Annotated in this window: 17 protein-coding genes; 5 read left to right on the top strand and 12 right to left on the bottom strand. The window is 66.4% G+C overall.

Annotated features, from left to right (window positions below; translation table 11 throughout):
* Positions 1-368 precede the first annotated feature (368 nt).
* Positions 369-761 carry a response regulator gene (locus M2352_RS10505; protein ID WP_264664439.1) on the bottom strand — a complete coding sequence of 131 codons (393 nt, stop codon included), beginning with the start codon at positions 759-761 and terminating at the stop codon, positions 369-371.
* A 198-nt stretch (positions 762-959) separates the two neighbouring features.
* Here M2352_RS10505 and M2352_RS10510 point away from each other — a divergent pair, with 198 nt between their 5' ends.
* A complete protein-coding gene (locus tag M2352_RS10510; RefSeq protein ID WP_264664440.1) occupies positions 960-1,844 on the top strand; it encodes a DUF4743 domain-containing protein in 885 nt (294 codons plus the stop codon).
* Here M2352_RS10510 and gluQRS read toward each other — a convergent pair.
* A complete protein-coding gene (gene gluQRS / locus M2352_RS10515) occupies positions 1,819-2,667 on the bottom strand; it encodes a tRNA glutamyl-Q(34) synthetase GluQRS (RefSeq protein ID WP_264664441.1) in 849 nt (282 codons plus the stop codon). The two genes, M2352_RS10510 and gluQRS, sit on opposite strands and share 26 nt — an antisense overlap.
* 48 nt (positions 2,668-2,715) lie before the next feature.
* Complete coding sequence (locus M2352_RS10520) at positions 2,716-2,883, bottom strand: hypothetical protein (RefSeq protein ID WP_264664442.1); 168 nt, start codon at positions 2,881-2,883, stop codon at positions 2,716-2,718.
* Between the two features lie 110 nt (positions 2,884-2,993).
* On the opposite strand from M2352_RS10520, the gene M2352_RS10525 reads away from it, so the two are divergent.
* The 4 genes from M2352_RS10525 (at position 2,994) to M2352_RS10540 (ending at position 6,308) form a co-directional block, all read left to right on the top strand.
* Positions 2,994-3,677 carry an alpha/beta hydrolase gene (locus M2352_RS10525; RefSeq protein ID WP_264664443.1) on the top strand — a complete coding sequence of 228 codons (684 nt, stop codon included), beginning with the start codon at positions 2,994-2,996 and terminating at the stop codon, positions 3,675-3,677.
* Positions 3,678-3,859: 182 nt separating this feature from the next.
* Positions 3,860-4,423 carry an HNH endonuclease gene (locus M2352_RS10530; protein WP_264664444.1) on the top strand — a complete coding sequence of 188 codons (564 nt, stop codon included), beginning with the start codon at positions 3,860-3,862 and terminating at the stop codon, positions 4,421-4,423.
* 57 nt (positions 4,424-4,480) lie between these two features.
* Entirely contained in the window at positions 4,481-4,864 is a 384-nt protein-coding gene (locus M2352_RS10535; protein WP_264664445.1) for a hypothetical protein, read from the top strand.
* Positions 4,865-4,883: 19 nt separating this feature from the next.
* Entirely contained in the window at positions 4,884-6,308 is a 1,425-nt protein-coding gene (locus tag M2352_RS10540) for a mechanosensitive ion channel family protein (protein WP_264664446.1), read from the top strand.
* A gap of 109 nt (positions 6,309-6,417) precedes the next feature.
* Here M2352_RS10540 and M2352_RS10545 read toward each other — a convergent pair whose 3' ends face one another.
* The 9 genes from M2352_RS10545 to ftsZ all read right to left on the bottom strand — a co-directional run bounded on the left by M2352_RS10545 (position 6,418) and on the right by ftsZ (position 15,753).
* Entirely contained in the window at positions 6,418-8,973 is a 2,556-nt protein-coding gene (locus M2352_RS10545) for a PAS domain-containing hybrid sensor histidine kinase/response regulator (RefSeq protein ID WP_406567243.1), read from the bottom strand.
* A gap of 64 nt (positions 8,974-9,037) precedes the next feature.
* Positions 9,038-10,114, bottom strand: coding sequence for a flagellar biosynthesis protein FlhB (flhB, locus tag M2352_RS10550; protein ID WP_264664448.1), 1,077 nt, complete (start codon positions 10,112-10,114; stop codon positions 9,038-9,040).
* Between the two features lie 27 nt (positions 10,115-10,141).
* Positions 10,142-10,915, bottom strand: a complete 774-nt coding sequence (gene fliR, locus M2352_RS10555; RefSeq protein ID WP_264664449.1) for a flagellar biosynthetic protein FliR — start codon at positions 10,913-10,915, stop codon at positions 10,142-10,144.
* A 9-nt stretch (positions 10,916-10,924) separates the two neighbouring features.
* Entirely contained in the window at positions 10,925-11,263 is a 339-nt protein-coding gene (locus M2352_RS10560; RefSeq protein WP_264664450.1) for a flagellar biosynthetic protein FliQ, read from the bottom strand.
* Between the two features lie 64 nt (positions 11,264-11,327).
* On the bottom strand, positions 11,328-11,636 hold the full coding sequence (gene fliE, locus M2352_RS10565) for a flagellar hook-basal body complex protein FliE (protein WP_264664451.1): 309 nt from the start codon (positions 11,634-11,636) through the stop codon (positions 11,328-11,330).
* A gap of 62 nt (positions 11,637-11,698) precedes the next feature.
* The gene (gene flgC, locus M2352_RS10570) at positions 11,699-12,109 is read right to left on the bottom strand and encodes a flagellar basal body rod protein FlgC (protein WP_264664452.1); all 411 of its coding nucleotides are present in this window, start codon (positions 12,107-12,109) and stop codon (positions 11,699-11,701) included.
* Between the two features lie 31 nt (positions 12,110-12,140).
* The gene (flgB, locus tag M2352_RS10575; RefSeq protein WP_264664453.1) at positions 12,141-12,554 is read right to left on the bottom strand and encodes a flagellar basal body rod protein FlgB; all 414 of its coding nucleotides are present in this window, start codon (positions 12,552-12,554) and stop codon (positions 12,141-12,143) included.
* 208 nt (positions 12,555-12,762) lie between these two features.
* Positions 12,763-13,692, bottom strand: a complete 930-nt coding sequence (lpxC, locus tag M2352_RS10580) for a UDP-3-O-acyl-N-acetylglucosamine deacetylase (protein WP_264664454.1) — start codon at positions 13,690-13,692, stop codon at positions 12,763-12,765.
* A gap of 336 nt (positions 13,693-14,028) precedes the next feature.
* Positions 14,029-15,753, bottom strand: coding sequence for a cell division protein FtsZ (gene ftsZ / locus M2352_RS10585; protein ID WP_264664455.1), 1,725 nt, complete (start codon positions 15,751-15,753; stop codon positions 14,029-14,031).
* Between the last annotated feature and the right edge of the window lie 111 nt (positions 15,754-15,864).

A 15,864-nucleotide genomic window follows, 5' to 3' on the forward strand; every position in this document is an offset into this window, starting at 1 on the left:
AGGCAACATGTGCATCGGTATGTGCGGATATGATCGGCCACGGCCGTTCGGTGGGAATAGGCGGATCGTCGTGCCTCATGCCGTGACCCTCCGTTCGGCCCCTGAATCATCGGGGGTGAGCCGAGGGATTCATGGGGGTTGAGGTCATTTTGCAGTGCAGCAATTAACCAATGCCTACCATCACGCTCCCCCTTGGGCCGGACCAGCCGGCAAAGGGGGATGTTCCATTATAAACACAGGAACGGCAAGGATGGGGTGTTCCTCTTTCGAGCGGAAGCGCCCGCCCCACCGAACAGGATGGGGTGTGACCTTCCGGCACCAATGGTGCGGAAGTGGGGCATGAAAAGGGCGGGGATGTGGCGGACGGGTCAGCCCAGATGGGCGGCCAGGGTCTGGCGCAGGTTGTCGGGCGTGGCCGGCTTGACCAGGAAGGTGTCGGCGCCCAGGGCGCGGGCCTCGGCCATCCGGCCCTCGTCCGCGCGGTTGGTCATGAACACCACGGGCAGGGACAGGTCGCGGGTGTTGCCGCTCCCGCGCAGCGCCTTCAGGAATCCCAGCCCGTCCATGGGTTCCATTTCCACGTCGCACAGGATGATGTCGGGGGTGTGGCCGCGCACGGCGTCAAGGCCGCTGGTGCCGTCCTGGGCCTGATGCACCGCCTTGAATCCCAAGGTGCCCAGCATCTTGGCCAGCACCATCCGCGTGAAGGGCTCGTCTTCGATCACCAGAACCGAATAGTCACCGAAGGCTGCGGTGGTCATGCCCCTCTCCCGAAAACTGGCCCTTGACGTTGGAAGGGCTTGTTTTGTTTACGATAGCAACCCAGCGTTTGCAACATGGCTGGCGGGCCGGAATCCGGGCGGATCATTTTGGCGCGGGCGGCCCGAACCGCCGGCTTGCCGATTTCCCGGCCGGTCTTTACCTTGAAGCCTGTTTCCCTGCCGTTTTCCGGTGAGAGCATGTCTTTTCTCGATCACATCCGCGGCTGCAACGCCCATGACCTGTCGGGTTTCCGCCCCTTTTTGATCGATGGGGTGCGGGTGGGGTGGATCCGCCACAAGCTGGCGGAACGGCTTCCCGGCGTGGATCCCGGCTTCGTCGTGACGGCCAAGGCCGTGACTCTGGCGCCGGAGATCCGGGATTTCGAGGCACGCTCGGCCACCCTGGCCCATGCCGCCGCCTATCTGGTGGAAAGCGGCGTCATCCGTGGCTTGCGCGGGGAACATTACCCCGTGCTGCCCCGCTGGGGGGCGGAGCCGCTGGCCCGCCTCGACCGGGCGGCGGTGGTGCCGTTCGGCATCGACGCCTATGGGCTGCACGTCAACGGTTTCGTGCGGATGCCCGGCGGCGGCATCGAGCTGTGGGTGGGCCGGCGGGCGCGCGACCGGGAAATCGCTCCCGGCAAGCTGGACAATCTGGTGGCCGGCGGCCAGCCCATCGGCCTGACCCTGACGGAAAACCTGCTGAAGGAAGCGCGGGAGGAGGCGGACATCGCGCCGGACCTGGCAGCGCGCGCCGTGCCGGTGGGCATCGTGCGCTATTGCCTGGAAACGCCGATGGGGCTGAAGCCCGACACCATGTTCCTGTACGACCTGGAACTGCCGGAGGATTTCATCCCCCGCAACACCGACGGCGAGGTGGAGGCGTTCGAACGCTGGCCGCTGGACCGGGTGGCGGCGTCGGTGGACGGCACCGGCGACTGGAAATTCAACTGCAATCTGGTGGTGACGGATTTCCTGATCCGTCACGGGCATCTGACCCCGGACACGCCGGACTATCTGGACATCGCCTCCAGCCTGAGCGGTTGGCCGGACGCGCTTACGAAGGCGGAAATCCGGCCATAGCCCGCACCGCGGCGGCGGGCAGGCCGGCGTCGCGCAGGCTGCGCAGGCTGCGCGCGCCGTCGCGTTTGGACAGCCGCTCCCCCTGCTCGTTGGTCAGCAGCCCGTGGTGGTGCCATTCCGGCACCGGTAGGTCCAGCAGCGCCTGAAGCAGCCGGTGCAGGTGGGTGGCGAAGAAGAGATCCTCCCCCCGCGTCACCCGCGTGATCCCCTGCAGCGCGTCGTCCACGGTGACGCTCAGGTGATAGCTGGTGGGGGTGTGCTTGCGGGCCAGCACCACGTCGCCCAGGATTTCCGGCGTGGCCTCCTGCCACCCGCGGGCGCGGTCGAACCAGCGCAGAGGCCCGGCCAGCGCCTTGGCCTTGTCCACGTCCAGCCGCAGCGCCCAGCCGTCGGCGGCCCGCGCCATCCGCGCCTGCCGCTGGTCCGCGGTCAGGTGGCGGCACAGGCCGGGGTAGAGTGGCCCGTCGGGCCCGTGGGGGGCATGGCCGGCGGCGGCGATTTCGGCGGCGATCTCCTTGCGCGAACAGAAACAGGGGTAGATCACCCCTCTGTCCTCCAGCCGGGCCAAGGCTGCGGCGTAATCGTCCATATGCTGCGACTGGCGGCGGACCGGCCCGTCCCAATCCAGCCCCAGCCATGCCAGATCCTCCAGCAGGGCGGCGTCGAAGCCGGGACGGCAGCGGTGGGGGTCGATATCCTCGATCCGCAGCAGGAAACGCCCGCCCCCGGTGCGGGCGGCGGTCCAGCCGGACAGGGCGGAGTGGGCGTGCCCCAGATGCAGCAGGCCGGTGGGGCTGGGGGCGAAACGGGTGATCAGGGTCATGGCGACCCTTATACCGGACCCGGCGCCGGGAAGGGTAGGGAGCGGGGCTCAGAAATAGGGAGCCCCCTGGATCGGCTCCACCTCCCGCCCTTCGGTTTCGAGATAGAGGGCGAGGCGGCGGCGCAGCTCCTCATCATACGTGCGGGCGGCATCCGCGCGGCGCTTGGCGTCCCGTTCGCGGCGTTTTTCGGCAAGGTCGATGATGATGGCGCTCATGACGGCAATCCCCGGTGTGTGACGGGGCCAGCATCGGTGGGATCGGTTAACGGGGTGTAAGCGGGATCGCCCTCTTGAAGCGGCACGCGGGAAGGTCCAGCATTTATCACATGACCGACACCACGTCCCCCCTTCCCCCGCTTACCGGCCCCGCCTGGGGACCGCTGAAGCCCGGCCCCGCCCGCCACCTCGTCGTGCTGCTGCACGGCCTGGGGGCGGACGGATCGGACCTGATCGAACTGGCGCCCCATTGGGCCGCGGCGGCGCCGCACGCGCGTTTCGTCGCCCCCGATGCGCCGTTCCCCTGCGACATGGCCCCCTATGGCCGGCAGTGGTACAGCCTGCAGGACCGCTCCCCGCCGGTGATCCTGGCGGGGGCGGAGCGGGCGGCCCCGCGGCTGAACGCCTTCATCGACGCCGAACTGCGCTCCTTAAGCCTGACGCCGGACCGGCTGGTGCTGATGGGCTTTTCCCAGGGCACCATGATGGCGCTGCACGTGGCCCCGCGGCGGGCCGAGCCGGTGGCCGGCATCATGGGCTTTTCCGGCCGTCTGGTGGCGCCCGAGCGTCTGGCCGGCGAAACCGTCAGCCGCCCACCCATCCTGCTGATCCATGGCGAGGAGGATCCGGTGGTCCCGGTCACCGAGACGCGGGCGGCGGCCAAGACGCTGACCGCCGCCGGCTTCACGGTGGAGTCGCACTACCGCCCCGGTCTCGACCATGGAATCGACGCCGAGGGGGTGGCGCTGGCCGGACAATTCCTGTCCCGCATTCTGGCCGGTGGGACCGATTGACACAGGCTGTGCAATAAGCCTGGGGCAAAAGTGTAACAAACAGGCAAAACGCCCTGCGCCAACGGGGTGTTTTGCCGAAGTTTCGGGGACAATGTTGAGTCTTTGGCCGATTTGGCTTATGTAATACCCGCGCTCGGGTCTTTATGGCCGTCGGGACGGCAACAGACGTAAGGGAGTGGCCATTGGCTTCACCACCCGATCACTGTCCGACTCTGGTGCTGAACGCGGATTTTCGTCCGCTCAGCTATTTCCCCTTGTCGCTCTGGTCCTGGCAGGAAGCGGTCAAGGCCGTGTTTCTCGACCGGGTGAACATCATCTCCTACTATGACCGGGTGATCCGGTCCCCAAGCTGGGAAATGCGCCTGCCCAGCGTGATTTCCCTGAAGGAATACATCCCCGCCAACCGGCGCCCGGCCTTCACCCGGTTCAACGTGTTCCTGCGCGACCGTTTCACCTGCCAGTACTGCGGCCAGCCGTTTCCCACCCACGAACTGACCTTCGACCATGTGATCCCACGGGCCCGCGGCGGGCGCACCACCTGGGGCAACGTGGTCACGTCGTGCGCGGCGTGCAATCTGCGCAAGGGCAGCCGGCTGCCCCACGACTGCGGCATGATCCCGCTCAGTCCACCCTTCCAGCCCACGGTGTTCGAGCTTCAGGAACATGGACGCGCCTTCCCGCCGAATTTTCTTCACGAAAGTTGGCGGGATTTTCTTTATTGGGACACCGAACTCGATCCGCTATAAGCCGGCTTTGCACCCCATGCCGGATCTGAGCGGGGGTGAACCGGGAAAGGACGGATCATGGCGAACCGCTCGTGCGGCGAGTGCACCCTGTGCTGCAAGCTGATGGGGGTGCCGGAACTGAAGAAACCGACCGCCAAATGGTGCGTGTCCTGCGACAAGGGCAAGGGATGCACCGTGTACGATACACGTCCGCCGTCGTGCCGCAACTTCGAGTGTTTCTGGCTGATGAACGACGATTTCCCGGAAGAGATGCGGCCCGACCGCATCAACGCCCTGGTCTATTTCAACGACACCCCCGACAGCGTGGTGCTGCACGTGGACCCGGCCAAGCCGGCCACCGTGCGGTCCAAGGCGGTGCAGGGGCTGATCGACGGGCTGCTGAAGGTCTATGCCAAGGTCTTCGTGCTGAGCGGCCCGGACAGCGCCATGCTGACCCGCTGAGCGGACGGACGGACCCATCATGGGCGCGGCCCTGCGGTATCTGATCGTGCCGGCGCTGCTGACGGCGCTGGCGGCCTATGGCTCCCTCCATCCCTGGCCGTTCCCCAAGCAGGTGCTGTCGGTGGTCGTCGCCGGCTGCCAGACGGTGGCGTGGCTGGCGGGGGCGTGGTTCGCCTCGCGCCTGCTCGACACCGCGCTGCCGCCGGTGGGCATGGGGCGGCGGGCCGGGCGGGGGCCGCAGATCCCCCGGCTGCTCAGCGACCTGTTGCACGTGGTGCTGTACGCGGTGGCGCTGGTGGGGATTCTCGCCTTCGTCTTCCAGCAGCCGGTGTCGGGGCTGCTGACCACCTCCAGCGTGGTGATCGCGGTCATCGGCTTTGCGTTGCGCAACGTGTTCGCCGACATCTTCGCCGGCATCGCGCTGAACATGGAGCATCCGTTCCGTCTGGGTGACTGGGTGGATACCGGCGGCGGCGTGGTCGGGCGGGTGGAGGAGATCAACTGGCGCGCCACCCGGCTGATGACGCTGGACGGGATGATGGTGGTGACGCCCAACGGTGGCATTGCCGGCACGCGCTTCACCAACCTCAGCCGCCCCGACCCGCGCCTGCGCATCCAGATGCCGGTGGTGCTGGACCAGGACATTCCCCACGCCCAGGCCCGCCGCATCCTGATGTCGGCCATGGTCTGCACGCCCGAGGTGCTGTCGGACCCCGCCCCCGACGTGATCGTGGACGGGCTGACGCTCAACGGCGTGTCCTATGTCCTGCGGTTCTGGGTGCCGTCGTACCCCCAGGCGGCCCTGGTGCGCGACCGGGTGGCCGGGGCGGTGCTGGACCATCTGGAACGGGCCGGCATCGGGCTGGCCCGCCACAAGCAGGAAATGCAGATCCTGCGCCGCCGGGCCACCAAGCGGCGGGGGAGCGGCGTTTCGCGCGTGGCCGAATCGCTGCTGCGGGGGGTGCCGCTGCTCTCGGCCTTTGCGGACGAGGAGATCACCCAGCTGGCCCACGCCATGGTCCGCCGCGAACTGCGCGCCGGCACCAGCGCCGTCCGCCAGGGGGAGGCGGGTCAGTCGCTGTTCCTGGTGGCCGAGGGAGTGCTGGACGTAATCCACCGCCGCGAGGGCGGCGGCAAGGTCACCTGGGCACGGATGCGCCCCGGCGACGTGTTCGGGGAAATGTCGCTGCTGACCGGCCAGCCGCGCAGCGCCGACGTGGTGGCCCGCATCGACGCCGTGGTGTTCGAACTGGACAAGGAGCAGATCGACCCCATCCTGCGCCGTCGCCCGGAACTGCTGGACGGTCTGGCCCGCCTGATGGCCGCCCGCCAGCAATCCAACGAGGCAGCCACCGCCGGAGCCGCCGACGCCGCGTGCGGGGGAGGCGAACGCAACGCCCCGCAGGAGATGATTGGTCGGCTGCGGGCGTTCTTCGGGCTGTAGGACTCGGGGAAATCCAAATCTTTTTATCGGGAATTTCCGATAAGTAACTGATTTCAATAGATATTTATGTGCTTCTTAAAAAATGGGATGAGGAGGAGCCCGACCCGTCTCATCCCTTCATCACTTCCTTAACTTTTGATGCCAACTGCTTGAGCGAAAAGGGTTTTGGCAGGAAGTGGGCGATGGTGGAATCGTCCAGCTCGTCCTTGAAGCGGTCCTCGGCGTAGCCGGAGATGAAGATCACCTTCAGGTCGGGGCGGATCTGGCGGACGGTGCGGGCCAGCGTCGGGCCGTCCATCTGCGGCATCACCACGTCGGTGATCAGCAGGTCCACCCGCGGCCCGTTCCCGGAAAGCTGCTGCATCGCCGCCTCGCCGTTCTTGGCCTCCAGCACCTGATAGCCCTTGTTGCGCAGCGCGCGGGCGGAAAAGACGCGCACCGCGTCCTCGTCTTCCACCAGCAGGATGGTACCCGATCCGGTCAGGTCGCTGCCGCGGCGCTCCCGTGGTTCGGCAGGCTCGGCGGTGGCGGCCTCTCCCCGGTGGCGGGGCAGCAGGATGGTGAATTTCGCCCCTTCGCCCACCGCGCTGTCCACGAAGATGAACCCCCCCGTCTGACGTACGATGCCATAGACGGTGGACAGGCCCAGCCCGGTGCCCGACCCCACCTCCTTGGTGGAAAAGAACGGTTCGAAGATGCGCTGGAGGTTCTCCGGCGGGATGCCGATGCCGGTGTCGATGATCTCGATGGACACGTAATCGCCGGCGGGTACGGTTTCGTGCTCGCGCCGTTCGGCCTGGCTGGCGGTCACGTTGGAAGTGACGATGGTCAGCCGCCCGCCGCCGGCCATGGCATCGCGGGCGTTGACCACCAGATTGATGATGACCTGTTCAAGCTGGTTCTGGTCCACCTTGATCAGCCCGAGATCGCGGCCGTGCAGCATCCGCATCTCGATGTTCTCGCCGATCAGCCGGCGCAGCAGGTTGTGAAGCTCGGCCAGGACATCGGTGACGTTCAGCACCCGCGGCTGCAAGGTCTGCTGACGGGAAAAGGCCAGGAGCTGACGCACCAGATTGGCCGCACGGTTGGCGTTCTGCTTGATCTGCATGATGTCGCTGAACGACTGGTCGCCCGGCTTGTGCCGCAGCAGCAGCAGATCGCAAAAGCCGATCATGGCCGTCAGCAGGTTGTTGAAGTCGTGGGCGACGCCGCCGGCAAGCTGGCCCACCGCCTGCATCTTCTGCGACTGGGCGAACTGCGCTTCCAGGTTCTTGCGCTCGCTGAGGTCGATGAAGTGCAGGATCAGGCCGGAACTGCGCCCGTTCTCTCCCCCCAGGCGGCGGATGTAGAGCTGGGCCGCCACCTCCCGGTCGCCGGTCATGCGCACTTCCATGGGCGTCGTGGAGGGCGTGGCGGCGGGCAGGGCGTCGCCGCCGTTGTCATCGCGCGCACCCTCCTGCACCGCGCGCAGGCGCTGGGTCACGGCCTCGCGGTCGGCGGGGACGATCAGGCTGATCAGCGAGCGTCCGATGATCATGCCCGCAGGCGACCCCATCAGGGTCAGGAACGCCTCGTTGCATTCACCCAGGATGCCGCGCTCGTCCATCAGGGCGATGCCGATGGGGGCGTCTTCGAAGAAGCGCTGGAACCGCTGTTCCGACAGGCGCAACGCTTCCTGCCATTCCCGTTCGGGCGACAGGTCGCGGACCACGGAGCGGGTGCGCACGGTGGTGCCGTCGTCGCCGGTCACCACCGTCTGGGCCACCGATGCCTGAAACCGCCGGCCCTCGACCCCGATCATGGTCAACTCGCCGCGCTGGTCGCCGCCGCCGCCGTCGAACACGTCATAGGGGGCGGCGTTGTGCGGCGGGCTGAGCAGCAGATCGTGCAGGCGCCGGCTGCCGTCCATCAATTCCCGCGGGGTGGTGTCCAGCCATTTGGCCAGCAGGGCGTTGACCAGCAGGAACCGCCCGTCCTGATCGACGGAGAAGAAGCCGACCGGGGCGTGGTCCATGAAATCGGCCAGCTTGGACTGCTCCCGCTGCATCTCCTGTTCCAGTTCGCGGCGGATGGTGATGTCCTCCAGCCGCCAATGCACCGCACCGGGAAAGCCGGCGACGGGCAGGGCCTGCACCTGCCGCCATTCCACGGCACCGGGGCGCTGGCCGGGCAGGGACAAGGCGATGGTGGACGGAGCGCCGGCTGCCGCCTGCTGGCTCAGCCGCCGGAATTCCAGATGGCCGCCATGGCTGGCGGCGAATTGCCGCTCCAGCGCCGCGATGGCCGGCTCGTCGGGGTGGGCGCCGGTCAGGCTTCGGAACACGGCGTTGATGAAGACGGTGTTGCCGTCGGCATCGCAGACAAGCTGTCCCACCGTGGTGGTGGACAGGGCGGCGGCCAGCATATCCCCCCGCCGGGCGGCCTGGCGGACGCGGTGATGATGGTGGGCCAGCAGCATGACGGCTGCAACGGCCAGCGCCAGCCCCCCCGTCAGGGCCGGGCGCACGGCGGCGGGCAGGGGAAGCCACTCCACGGCGAACCACCCGGACAGGGCGGCCAGAACCGCGGCCGCCCCGGTGCCGGCCAGCACGGAAGGGGGTGGAAACCGTGCCACGGCCTTATCCGTCGGCGTGCCGGGCGTCATGCTTCCACCGGATTCCACCATTCCGTTCCCATCCCCCGCATCACCCGCGCGCGCAGCGGCCCTGCTGTCCGGGCCATGCCGTATATTAGTTGAACGAGCGTTTCTTCAACTTGTAAACATAGGAAATCAGCTCGGCCACGGCACGATAATGTTCGGCCGGAATTTCCTCGTCCACCTCCACCGTGGCGTAAAGCGCACGGGCGAGGGGGGGATTTTCCACCACCGGTACCTCGTTCTTTGCCGCCACCTCGCGGATCTTCAGGGCCAGGCTGTCCACCCCTTTGGCAACCACGAAGGGCGCTCCCATCTGTTGGGTGTCGTACTTCAGCGCGACGGCGAAGTGGGTCGGGTTGGTCACCACCACGTCGGCGGTGGGGACGTTGGACATCATGCGGCTGCGGGCGCGTTCGAAACGGATCTGGCGGATGCGCGACTTGACCTCGGGGCTGCCTTCGGACTGCTTGTGCTCGTCCTTGACCTCCTGCTTGGTCATCTTCATCTTCTTGCTGTACTGGTAACGCTGGTAGAAGGTATCGGCGGCGGCGATGATGAAGACGACGCTGGTCACCCCGATGATCAGGGTCTTCACCAGATCATCCATCTCCTTGAGAAGCTGGAGCAGGTCGATGCCGATGAAATGCTGCACCGACAGCACCATGGGCTGCAACGCCAGATAGGCGACACCGCCCACCACCGCCATCTTCGCAATGCCCTTGAGCAATTCAACCGTCTGCGGAACCGGTGACAGCAGGCGCTTGATCCCGGCGATGGGGTTGAGCTTTTCGAATTTGGGAATGATCAGTTCCCAGGAATAGGTGAATCCCTTCTGCACGATGGTTCCCGTGGCCCCGGCAATCATCAGCATCAACAGCGGCAGCCACAGCGCCCACACCATGTCGCGTAAAACCCGCAGCATGATGCGCCCCACATTGCCCGCATCCATGGGAAGATCGGACACCCGCTCGATATAGAAATTCAACGCGCTGAACAGGTCGCGCAGCATGCCGGGCAGCAGGGCGATGAGGATGACAAGCGCTGCCACCATGATGAACGACAGCGGAACCTCCTGGCTCAGAGGCCAGTTGCCCTGCCGGTGCGCTTCATCAAGCTTCTTTTGCGTCGCGTCTTCTGTTTTCGACGACTCATCGGCATCTTCAGACACGGGGGGCGCCTCATGGCCGGTCCGGGATCAGCCCGGATTGAGAAACTGGATGAAGGTGGATTCGAATTCCCGCAGCCAGAACATCATCATCGCCGACAGCGTCAATGCCAACAGAAAAAGCCCCAGCGCCACCTGCAACGACGTGAACAGGAAGAACACCTGCACCTGCGGCGCCAGCTTGTTCATCAGCCCGAGCGCCAGGGCGAACAGCATGCCGGTGATGATGAAGGGGGTGGACATCTGCACCCCCACCACGAAGCTGTGGGCCACCATCTTGCCCACCATGTCGGCCATATCGCCCACCGGCATGGCCGTTCCCGGCTTGAACAGGGTGTAGCTGTCCACCACCGCCATGATCAGCAGGTGGTGGAAATCGGTGATGAAGATCAGCAGCAGCCCCAGCCACCCCAGCATGGCGCCGGTCAGCGACCCCTGCGTCGCCATGGCTGGGTTGAACATCTGGGCGTTGGCCAGCCCCGATTGGGTGGCGATGATGGTGCCGGCCACTTCCAGGGCCCCCATCAGCAGCCGGGCGACCGTGCCCAGGAACACGCCGATGGTGATCTCCTCCACCATCAGGACCATCAGGAGGAGGGCGCTCTGCGGCTCCGGCGGCAGGTTCTGACGGACCACGGGGGCCACCAGCACGCTGACCGCCAGCGCCAGCAGCAGGCGCGTGCGCGAACTGACGAAGGTGTCGCCGATGGCCGGCATGATCATGAAGGCGCTGCCGATGCGGGTGAACACCATCAGCCAGACATAGATCTGATCGGCGATGACCGCCTGAAGGATGGAATTCATCGCCGCGTCTTACCGCGGAACGCCGCTGGGCGTGCCGAAGGGGCCGCCCGGTCCGCCCGGTGACCCCGGCGCCGTGCCGGTCCCCACGGCCACGATGCGGTCGATGATTTCGCGTTCGAAGAACCCCGTCATCTGGCCCAGCATGAAGGGCATCAGCAGAATGGTCAGGCCGAAGACCAGCAACAGCTTCGGGACCATGGCAAGGGTCTGTTCGTTGATCTGGGTGACGGCCTGGAACACCGAAATGAGCGTGCCCACGATCATCATGGACACCAGGATCGGCCCCGCCACGATGACCAGGGTCACCAGGGACGTGCGGCAGATTTCGATGACGTCGGTTTCGTTCATGGCCTGCTGTCCCCGGAACGCGCCCGCCGGGCGGTCCTGGCCGGTGCCGCTGACGCGCGCGGCGTCAAATGGGCATGCGCAGGATTTCCTGATAGGCGGTGATGACCTTATCGCGCACGGTGGTGACGGTTTGCAAGGTCACTTCGGCGTTGGTCACCGCCTGGATCACGTCGGTCAACTCGGCCTGGCCCACGGCGGCCTGAGCGCTCATGGTTTCACCGGCCTTCATGGTGTTGACCGAGCTTTTGACCGCCTCCTCCAGCACGTCGCCGAAGCTGGGGCCGTCCGCACGCGGGGCCATGCCGCCGCCGGACGTGCCGCGGGCGGCGGTGTTGGCATAGGCTGAAATGGCGGCGTTGACGTTGGCGACCATGGCTCAAGGCTCCCCGAATGACGGCACCGGCGGGTGACCGCGCAGATAATAACAGCCGCGGATCAGGTGCGCAGCAATTCCAGCGTGCGGGTCAGCATCTGTCGGGCGGTGTCGATGGCCGACAGGTTGGCTTCATAGGTCCGCTGGGCCTCGCGCATGTCCATGGCCTCGACCAGCGTGCTGACGTTGGGCAGCAGCACATAGCCGTCGGCGTCGGCGCTGGGGTGGGACGGGTCGTAGCGGCGTTCGAAGTCCGATTTGTCCACGCCGATCTTGGCGACCTTGACCGTTTCGACGCCCAGCTTGCGGTCGAGTTCATTGGCGAAGGTGATGGTCTTGCGGCGGTAGGGAAGGTCGCCGGGGGTTTCCGCCGTGGTGTTGGCGTTGGCCAGGTTTTCCGAAATGACCTTCAGCCGCGCGCCTTGCGCCTTCATGCCGGCGGCCGATGCAGCCATGGATTTGTACAGGTCCATCGCGGTGCCTCCTTCCTGCGGTCACACCGGCTTACATGCCGCCGCTGTTGCCACGGATCGCCATCTTTATCATCCCCACCTGCTTGCGGTAGAGGTTGATCATGGTCTGGTAGTCGTTGGACGTCTGCGATTGCTTCAGCATCTGCTCTTCCAACACCACCGCGTTGCCGTCGGGGGCGGTTTCATACGGATCGCGCTGCCGCTGTTCCTTGGCGATGCCGCCAGGGCCCAGCGTGCCGGTCAAATGGGTGGTGGACGTGGTTGACGGCTTCAGCCGCCGCGCGTCGGCCAGCGCATCGCGGAAATTGAAAGGCTTCAGATCGTTCGGCTTGTAATCCGGCGTGTCGGCGTTGGCGATGTTCTGCGACAGGGTTTCCTGCCGCTGGGTCAGCCAGTCCATCCGCCGTGACAACAGCTTGAACAGGCCCATGTTACCGAGATCCATGGCACACGCCTTTCGCGTTTTCCCACCGGCCTTGCCACGCCCGCCGCATCCGCGCTTCCTCCGGCAGGCATCGTCAATGGTCGCGGGTTTTCGTTAATAAAGTCTGAATCCCATGTCCCCCGTCAGGGGTTCCCCCAAAGCAAACCGCCCTTTCCAGGGGGGAAAGGGCGGGAACCGATGAAGGCGGGTCAGTTTGGGAGGAAGACGGTCAGGCGACCGCCACATGACGGCCGAAATCCTGCCACGCCGCCGGGGGCGGCTCGAAGCACCAGGCGCTCTGGTCGGCCATCAGGGCGCGCAGCAGCTTGTTGTTCAGCGCATGGCCCGAGCGGCAGCCGTGGAAGTGGCCGACGATCGGGGCACCGGCCAGATACAGGTCGCCCACGGCGTCCAGGATCTTGTGACGGACGAATTCATCGTGGAAGCGCAGGCCACCCTCGTTCATCACCGTGTCGCCGGAGATGACCACCGCGTTGTCCAGCGAGCCGCCGCGGACCAGACCGACGCTGCGCAGATAGTCCACCTCGTGCAGGAAGCCGAAGGTGCGGGCCTCGGCGATGTCGTCGCGGAAGGCGTCGGCGGCCAGCGTGAAGCTGCGGTTCTGGCGGGCGATGACGGCGTTGTCGAAATCGATCTCGAAGCTGTAGCAGGTCTCCGGCGCGGGCGCGAAGGAGGCGGACTTGCCGCCTTCGGTCACCTCGACCGGCTTCAGGATGCGGATTGCGCGGCGGGGGGCCGTCTGCATGGCCAGGCCGGCGGTTTCCAGAAGGGCCGTGAAGGGAGCCGCGGAGCCGTCCATGATCGGCACTTCCGGTCCGTCGATGGTGATGACGGCGTTATCCACCCCGGCCCCGGCCAGGGCGGCCATCAGATGCTCGACGGTGCCGATGGTGGTGCCGTGGCTGTTGCCCAGGACCGTGCACAGGCGGGTATCGACCACCTGATCCCACAGGGCGGTGATGTGGGCGGCGGGGCCCAGCTTGTCGCTGCGCACGAAACGGATGCCGGTTCCGGCGTCCGCCGGGGCAATCGTCAAGGACACGTCGTCGCCGGAATGCAGCCCGACCCCGGTGCAGTGGACAGGCCGCTTCAGCGTATGCTGAAAAAGATTTTCCGATTTCACGTTGATCTTCTTCACGGCACTTGATCCTGTCTTGTCCGGTTGGGGTATCCCCGCAGAGATTATGTTGGCGATTCCAACATTCCTCTCGGCGCTTCCCCGTGACTCTTCACTATCACCGCCCCCGGTCCAGGACAAATCACTCTTTATTACGGAATGTTGCAAAGCAATGGGGCGGGGAGGGAGCAAAAAAGAGCCTCCGCGGACCTTGCGGTCCGGGAGGCCAGGGATCGGAATTAACATTGTGGTGGAGCCCACCCGAGCCAGTCGCCCGAAGGCGGCGGACCCGGATGGGGTGCTGTCATTCCTGTTCCGTCAGGTGCTGGGCCGGCAGCCGGTGGGACCGGCGGACGGTCAGTTGGCCTGACGGCGCAGGAAGGCGGGGATATCGAGGACGTCCTCTTCGTGGGAGGCCATCTTCGTCCCGTGCGGGGTCGGGTCCACGGTCACCCGCGGGGCCTGGGCCTGGGGAGCCGCAGGAGGGGCGGACACCGCCGGGGCCACGGGCGGCAGAGCCTGCCGCGGCGGTTCGGCGGGGGTTTCCTCCTTGCGGCGGCCAAGGCCGGTCACGCGGCTGAACAGGGACTGGCGCTTCTTGGGCTCCTCCGCATAGTGGTGCTGCTGCGGCTGGGAAGCCGGAGCGGGGGGAGCCGACATGGTGACGGGCGGGGCGGCCATGGGCGCGCGCTGGCCGGGGTCCATCGGCTGCGGCGGGATGAAGGCGCCGTCGCGCCGTTCGGTCGCCAGCGGGCTGATGGGGGGCCGGGGGGCTTCCATCGGGGCCGCCTGATGGGCGATGTGCTGCGGGGCGGCGGTCTGGTAGGCCGGGGCCGGCTGCGGGGCCGGTTCCGGGTGGGCGACATCGGCTACGTGCGGCGCCACATGGGGGGCGGCGGTCTGGGCGACCGGGGCTTCCATGACGAAGGCGGATGCCGCGCTGGCGATGGTCTGGGGCTTTGGGGCGGTCTGGGCCGGCGTCTCGGCGCGAATCGGAGCCGCGGCCGGGGCGGCGCCCGTCAGGCCGGGGGCGGCGGGCTTGCGGCTGCGGTCGCTGACCAGCGACAGGTTGACCGCCTGCGCGGCGCCCGCGGCGTTGCGCGGGTTGGCCATGATGGCGGCGTCGATGCCGGTGGCGACCACCGACACGCGCATGACACCTTCCAGCGAGCTGTCGAAGGTGGAGCCGAAGATGATGTTGGCGTCCGGGTCCACCTCGTCGCGGATGCGGTTGGCGGCCTCGTCCACCTCGAACAGGGTCATGTCGTAGCCGCCGGTGATGTTGATGAGCACGCCGCGCGCACCCTTCATCGACACGTCGTCCAGCAGCGGGTTGGAGATGGCGGCCTCGGCGGCTTCGATGGCGCGGCGTTCGCCGCCGGCCTCGCCGGTGCCCATCATCGCCTTGCCCATCTCGGTCATCACCGAGCGGATGTCGGCGAAGTCCAGGTTGATCAATCCTGGCATGACCATCAGGTCGGTCACGCCGCGCACGCCCGAATGCAGCACGTCGTCGGCCATCTTGAAGGCGTCGGCGAACGTGGTCTTTTCGTTGGCGATGCGGAACAGGTTCTGGTTCGGGATGATGATCAGCGTATCGACGTACTGCTGCAGCTCGGCGATGCCCGACTCGGCCAGCCGCATGCGGTGCGCGCCTTCGAAGTGGAAGGGCTTGGTCACCACGCCCACGGTCAGGATGCCGCGTTCACGGGCCGCCCGCGCGATCACCGGGGCCGCACCGGTGCCCGTGCCACCGCCCATGCCGGCGGTGATGAACACCATGTTCGAGCCTTCCAGGTACTGGACGATCTCGTCGATCTGCTCTTCCGCCGAGGCGCGGCCGATGTCCGGCTTGGACCCGGCACCCAGACCGCGGGTGACGGTGGTGCCGAGCTGCAGGCGCTTGTCGCACAGGCTCCCTTTCAGCGCCTGGGCGTCGGTGTTGCCCACCACGAAGTCCACCCCTTCCAGGTTGGACTTGATCATGTTGTTGACGGCATTACCGCCGGCGCCCCCGACGCCGAACACAGTAATCCGAGGCTTCAGTTCAGGTTCGATCTGGGGAAGGGTCACGTTGATCATGTCAACCTCCACAACTTTATTTAATTCCGATTCGTATTATTCAGTCTTTTGACTGTTCCGGATTTTTCCGGCTTTGGTTTTTTGGGTGCGTGCCCCGCTCCCAACCCGATT

The organism is Azospirillum fermentarium (genome assembly GCF_025961205.1).
GTDB lineage: Bacteria > Pseudomonadota > Alphaproteobacteria > Azospirillales > Azospirillaceae > Azospirillum > Azospirillum fermentarium.

Bases quoted from the DNA above. Each gene is read 5' to 3' on its own strand.
- M2352_RS10505 (WP_264664439.1), bottom strand. From the start codon at position 761: ATGACCACCGCAGCCTTCGGTGACTATTCGGTTCTGGTGATCGAAGAC.
- M2352_RS10510 (WP_264664440.1), top strand. From the start codon at position 960: ATGTCTTTTCTCGATCACATCCGCGGCTGCAACGCCCATGACCTGTCG.
- gluQRS (WP_264664441.1), bottom strand. From the start codon at position 2,667: ATGACCCTGATCACCCGTTTCGCCCCCAGCCCCACCGGCCTGCTGCAT.
- M2352_RS10520 (WP_264664442.1), bottom strand. From the start codon at position 2,883: ATGAGCGCCATCATCATCGACCTTGCCGAAAAACGCCGCGAACGGGAC.
- M2352_RS10525 (WP_264664443.1), top strand. From the start codon at position 2,994: ATGACCGACACCACGTCCCCCCTTCCCCCGCTTACCGGCCCCGCCTGG.
- M2352_RS10535 (WP_264664445.1), top strand. From the start codon at position 4,481: ATGGCGAACCGCTCGTGCGGCGAGTGCACCCTGTGCTGCAAGCTGATG.
- M2352_RS10540 (WP_264664446.1), top strand. From the start codon at position 4,884: ATGGGCGCGGCCCTGCGGTATCTGATCGTGCCGGCGCTGCTGACGGCG.
- M2352_RS10545 (WP_406567243.1), bottom strand. From the start codon at position 8,973: ATGGTGGAATCCGGTGGAAGCATGACGCCCGGCACGCCGACGGATAAG.
- fliR (WP_264664449.1), bottom strand. From the start codon at position 10,915: ATGAATTCCATCCTTCAGGCGGTCATCGCCGATCAGATCTATGTCTGG.
- M2352_RS10560 (WP_264664450.1), bottom strand. From the start codon at position 11,263: ATGAACGAAACCGACGTCATCGAAATCTGCCGCACGTCCCTGGTGACC.
- fliE (WP_264664451.1), bottom strand. From the start codon at position 11,636: ATGGTCGCCAACGTCAACGCCGCCATTTCAGCCTATGCCAACACCGCC.
- flgC (WP_264664452.1), bottom strand. From the start codon at position 12,109: ATGGACCTGTACAAATCCATGGCTGCATCGGCCGCCGGCATGAAGGCG.
- flgB (WP_264664453.1), bottom strand. From the start codon at position 12,554: ATGGATCTCGGTAACATGGGCCTGTTCAAGCTGTTGTCACGGCGGATG.
- ftsZ (WP_264664455.1), bottom strand. From the start codon at position 15,753: ATGATCAACGTGACCCTTCCCCAGATCGAACCTGAACTGAAGCCTCGG.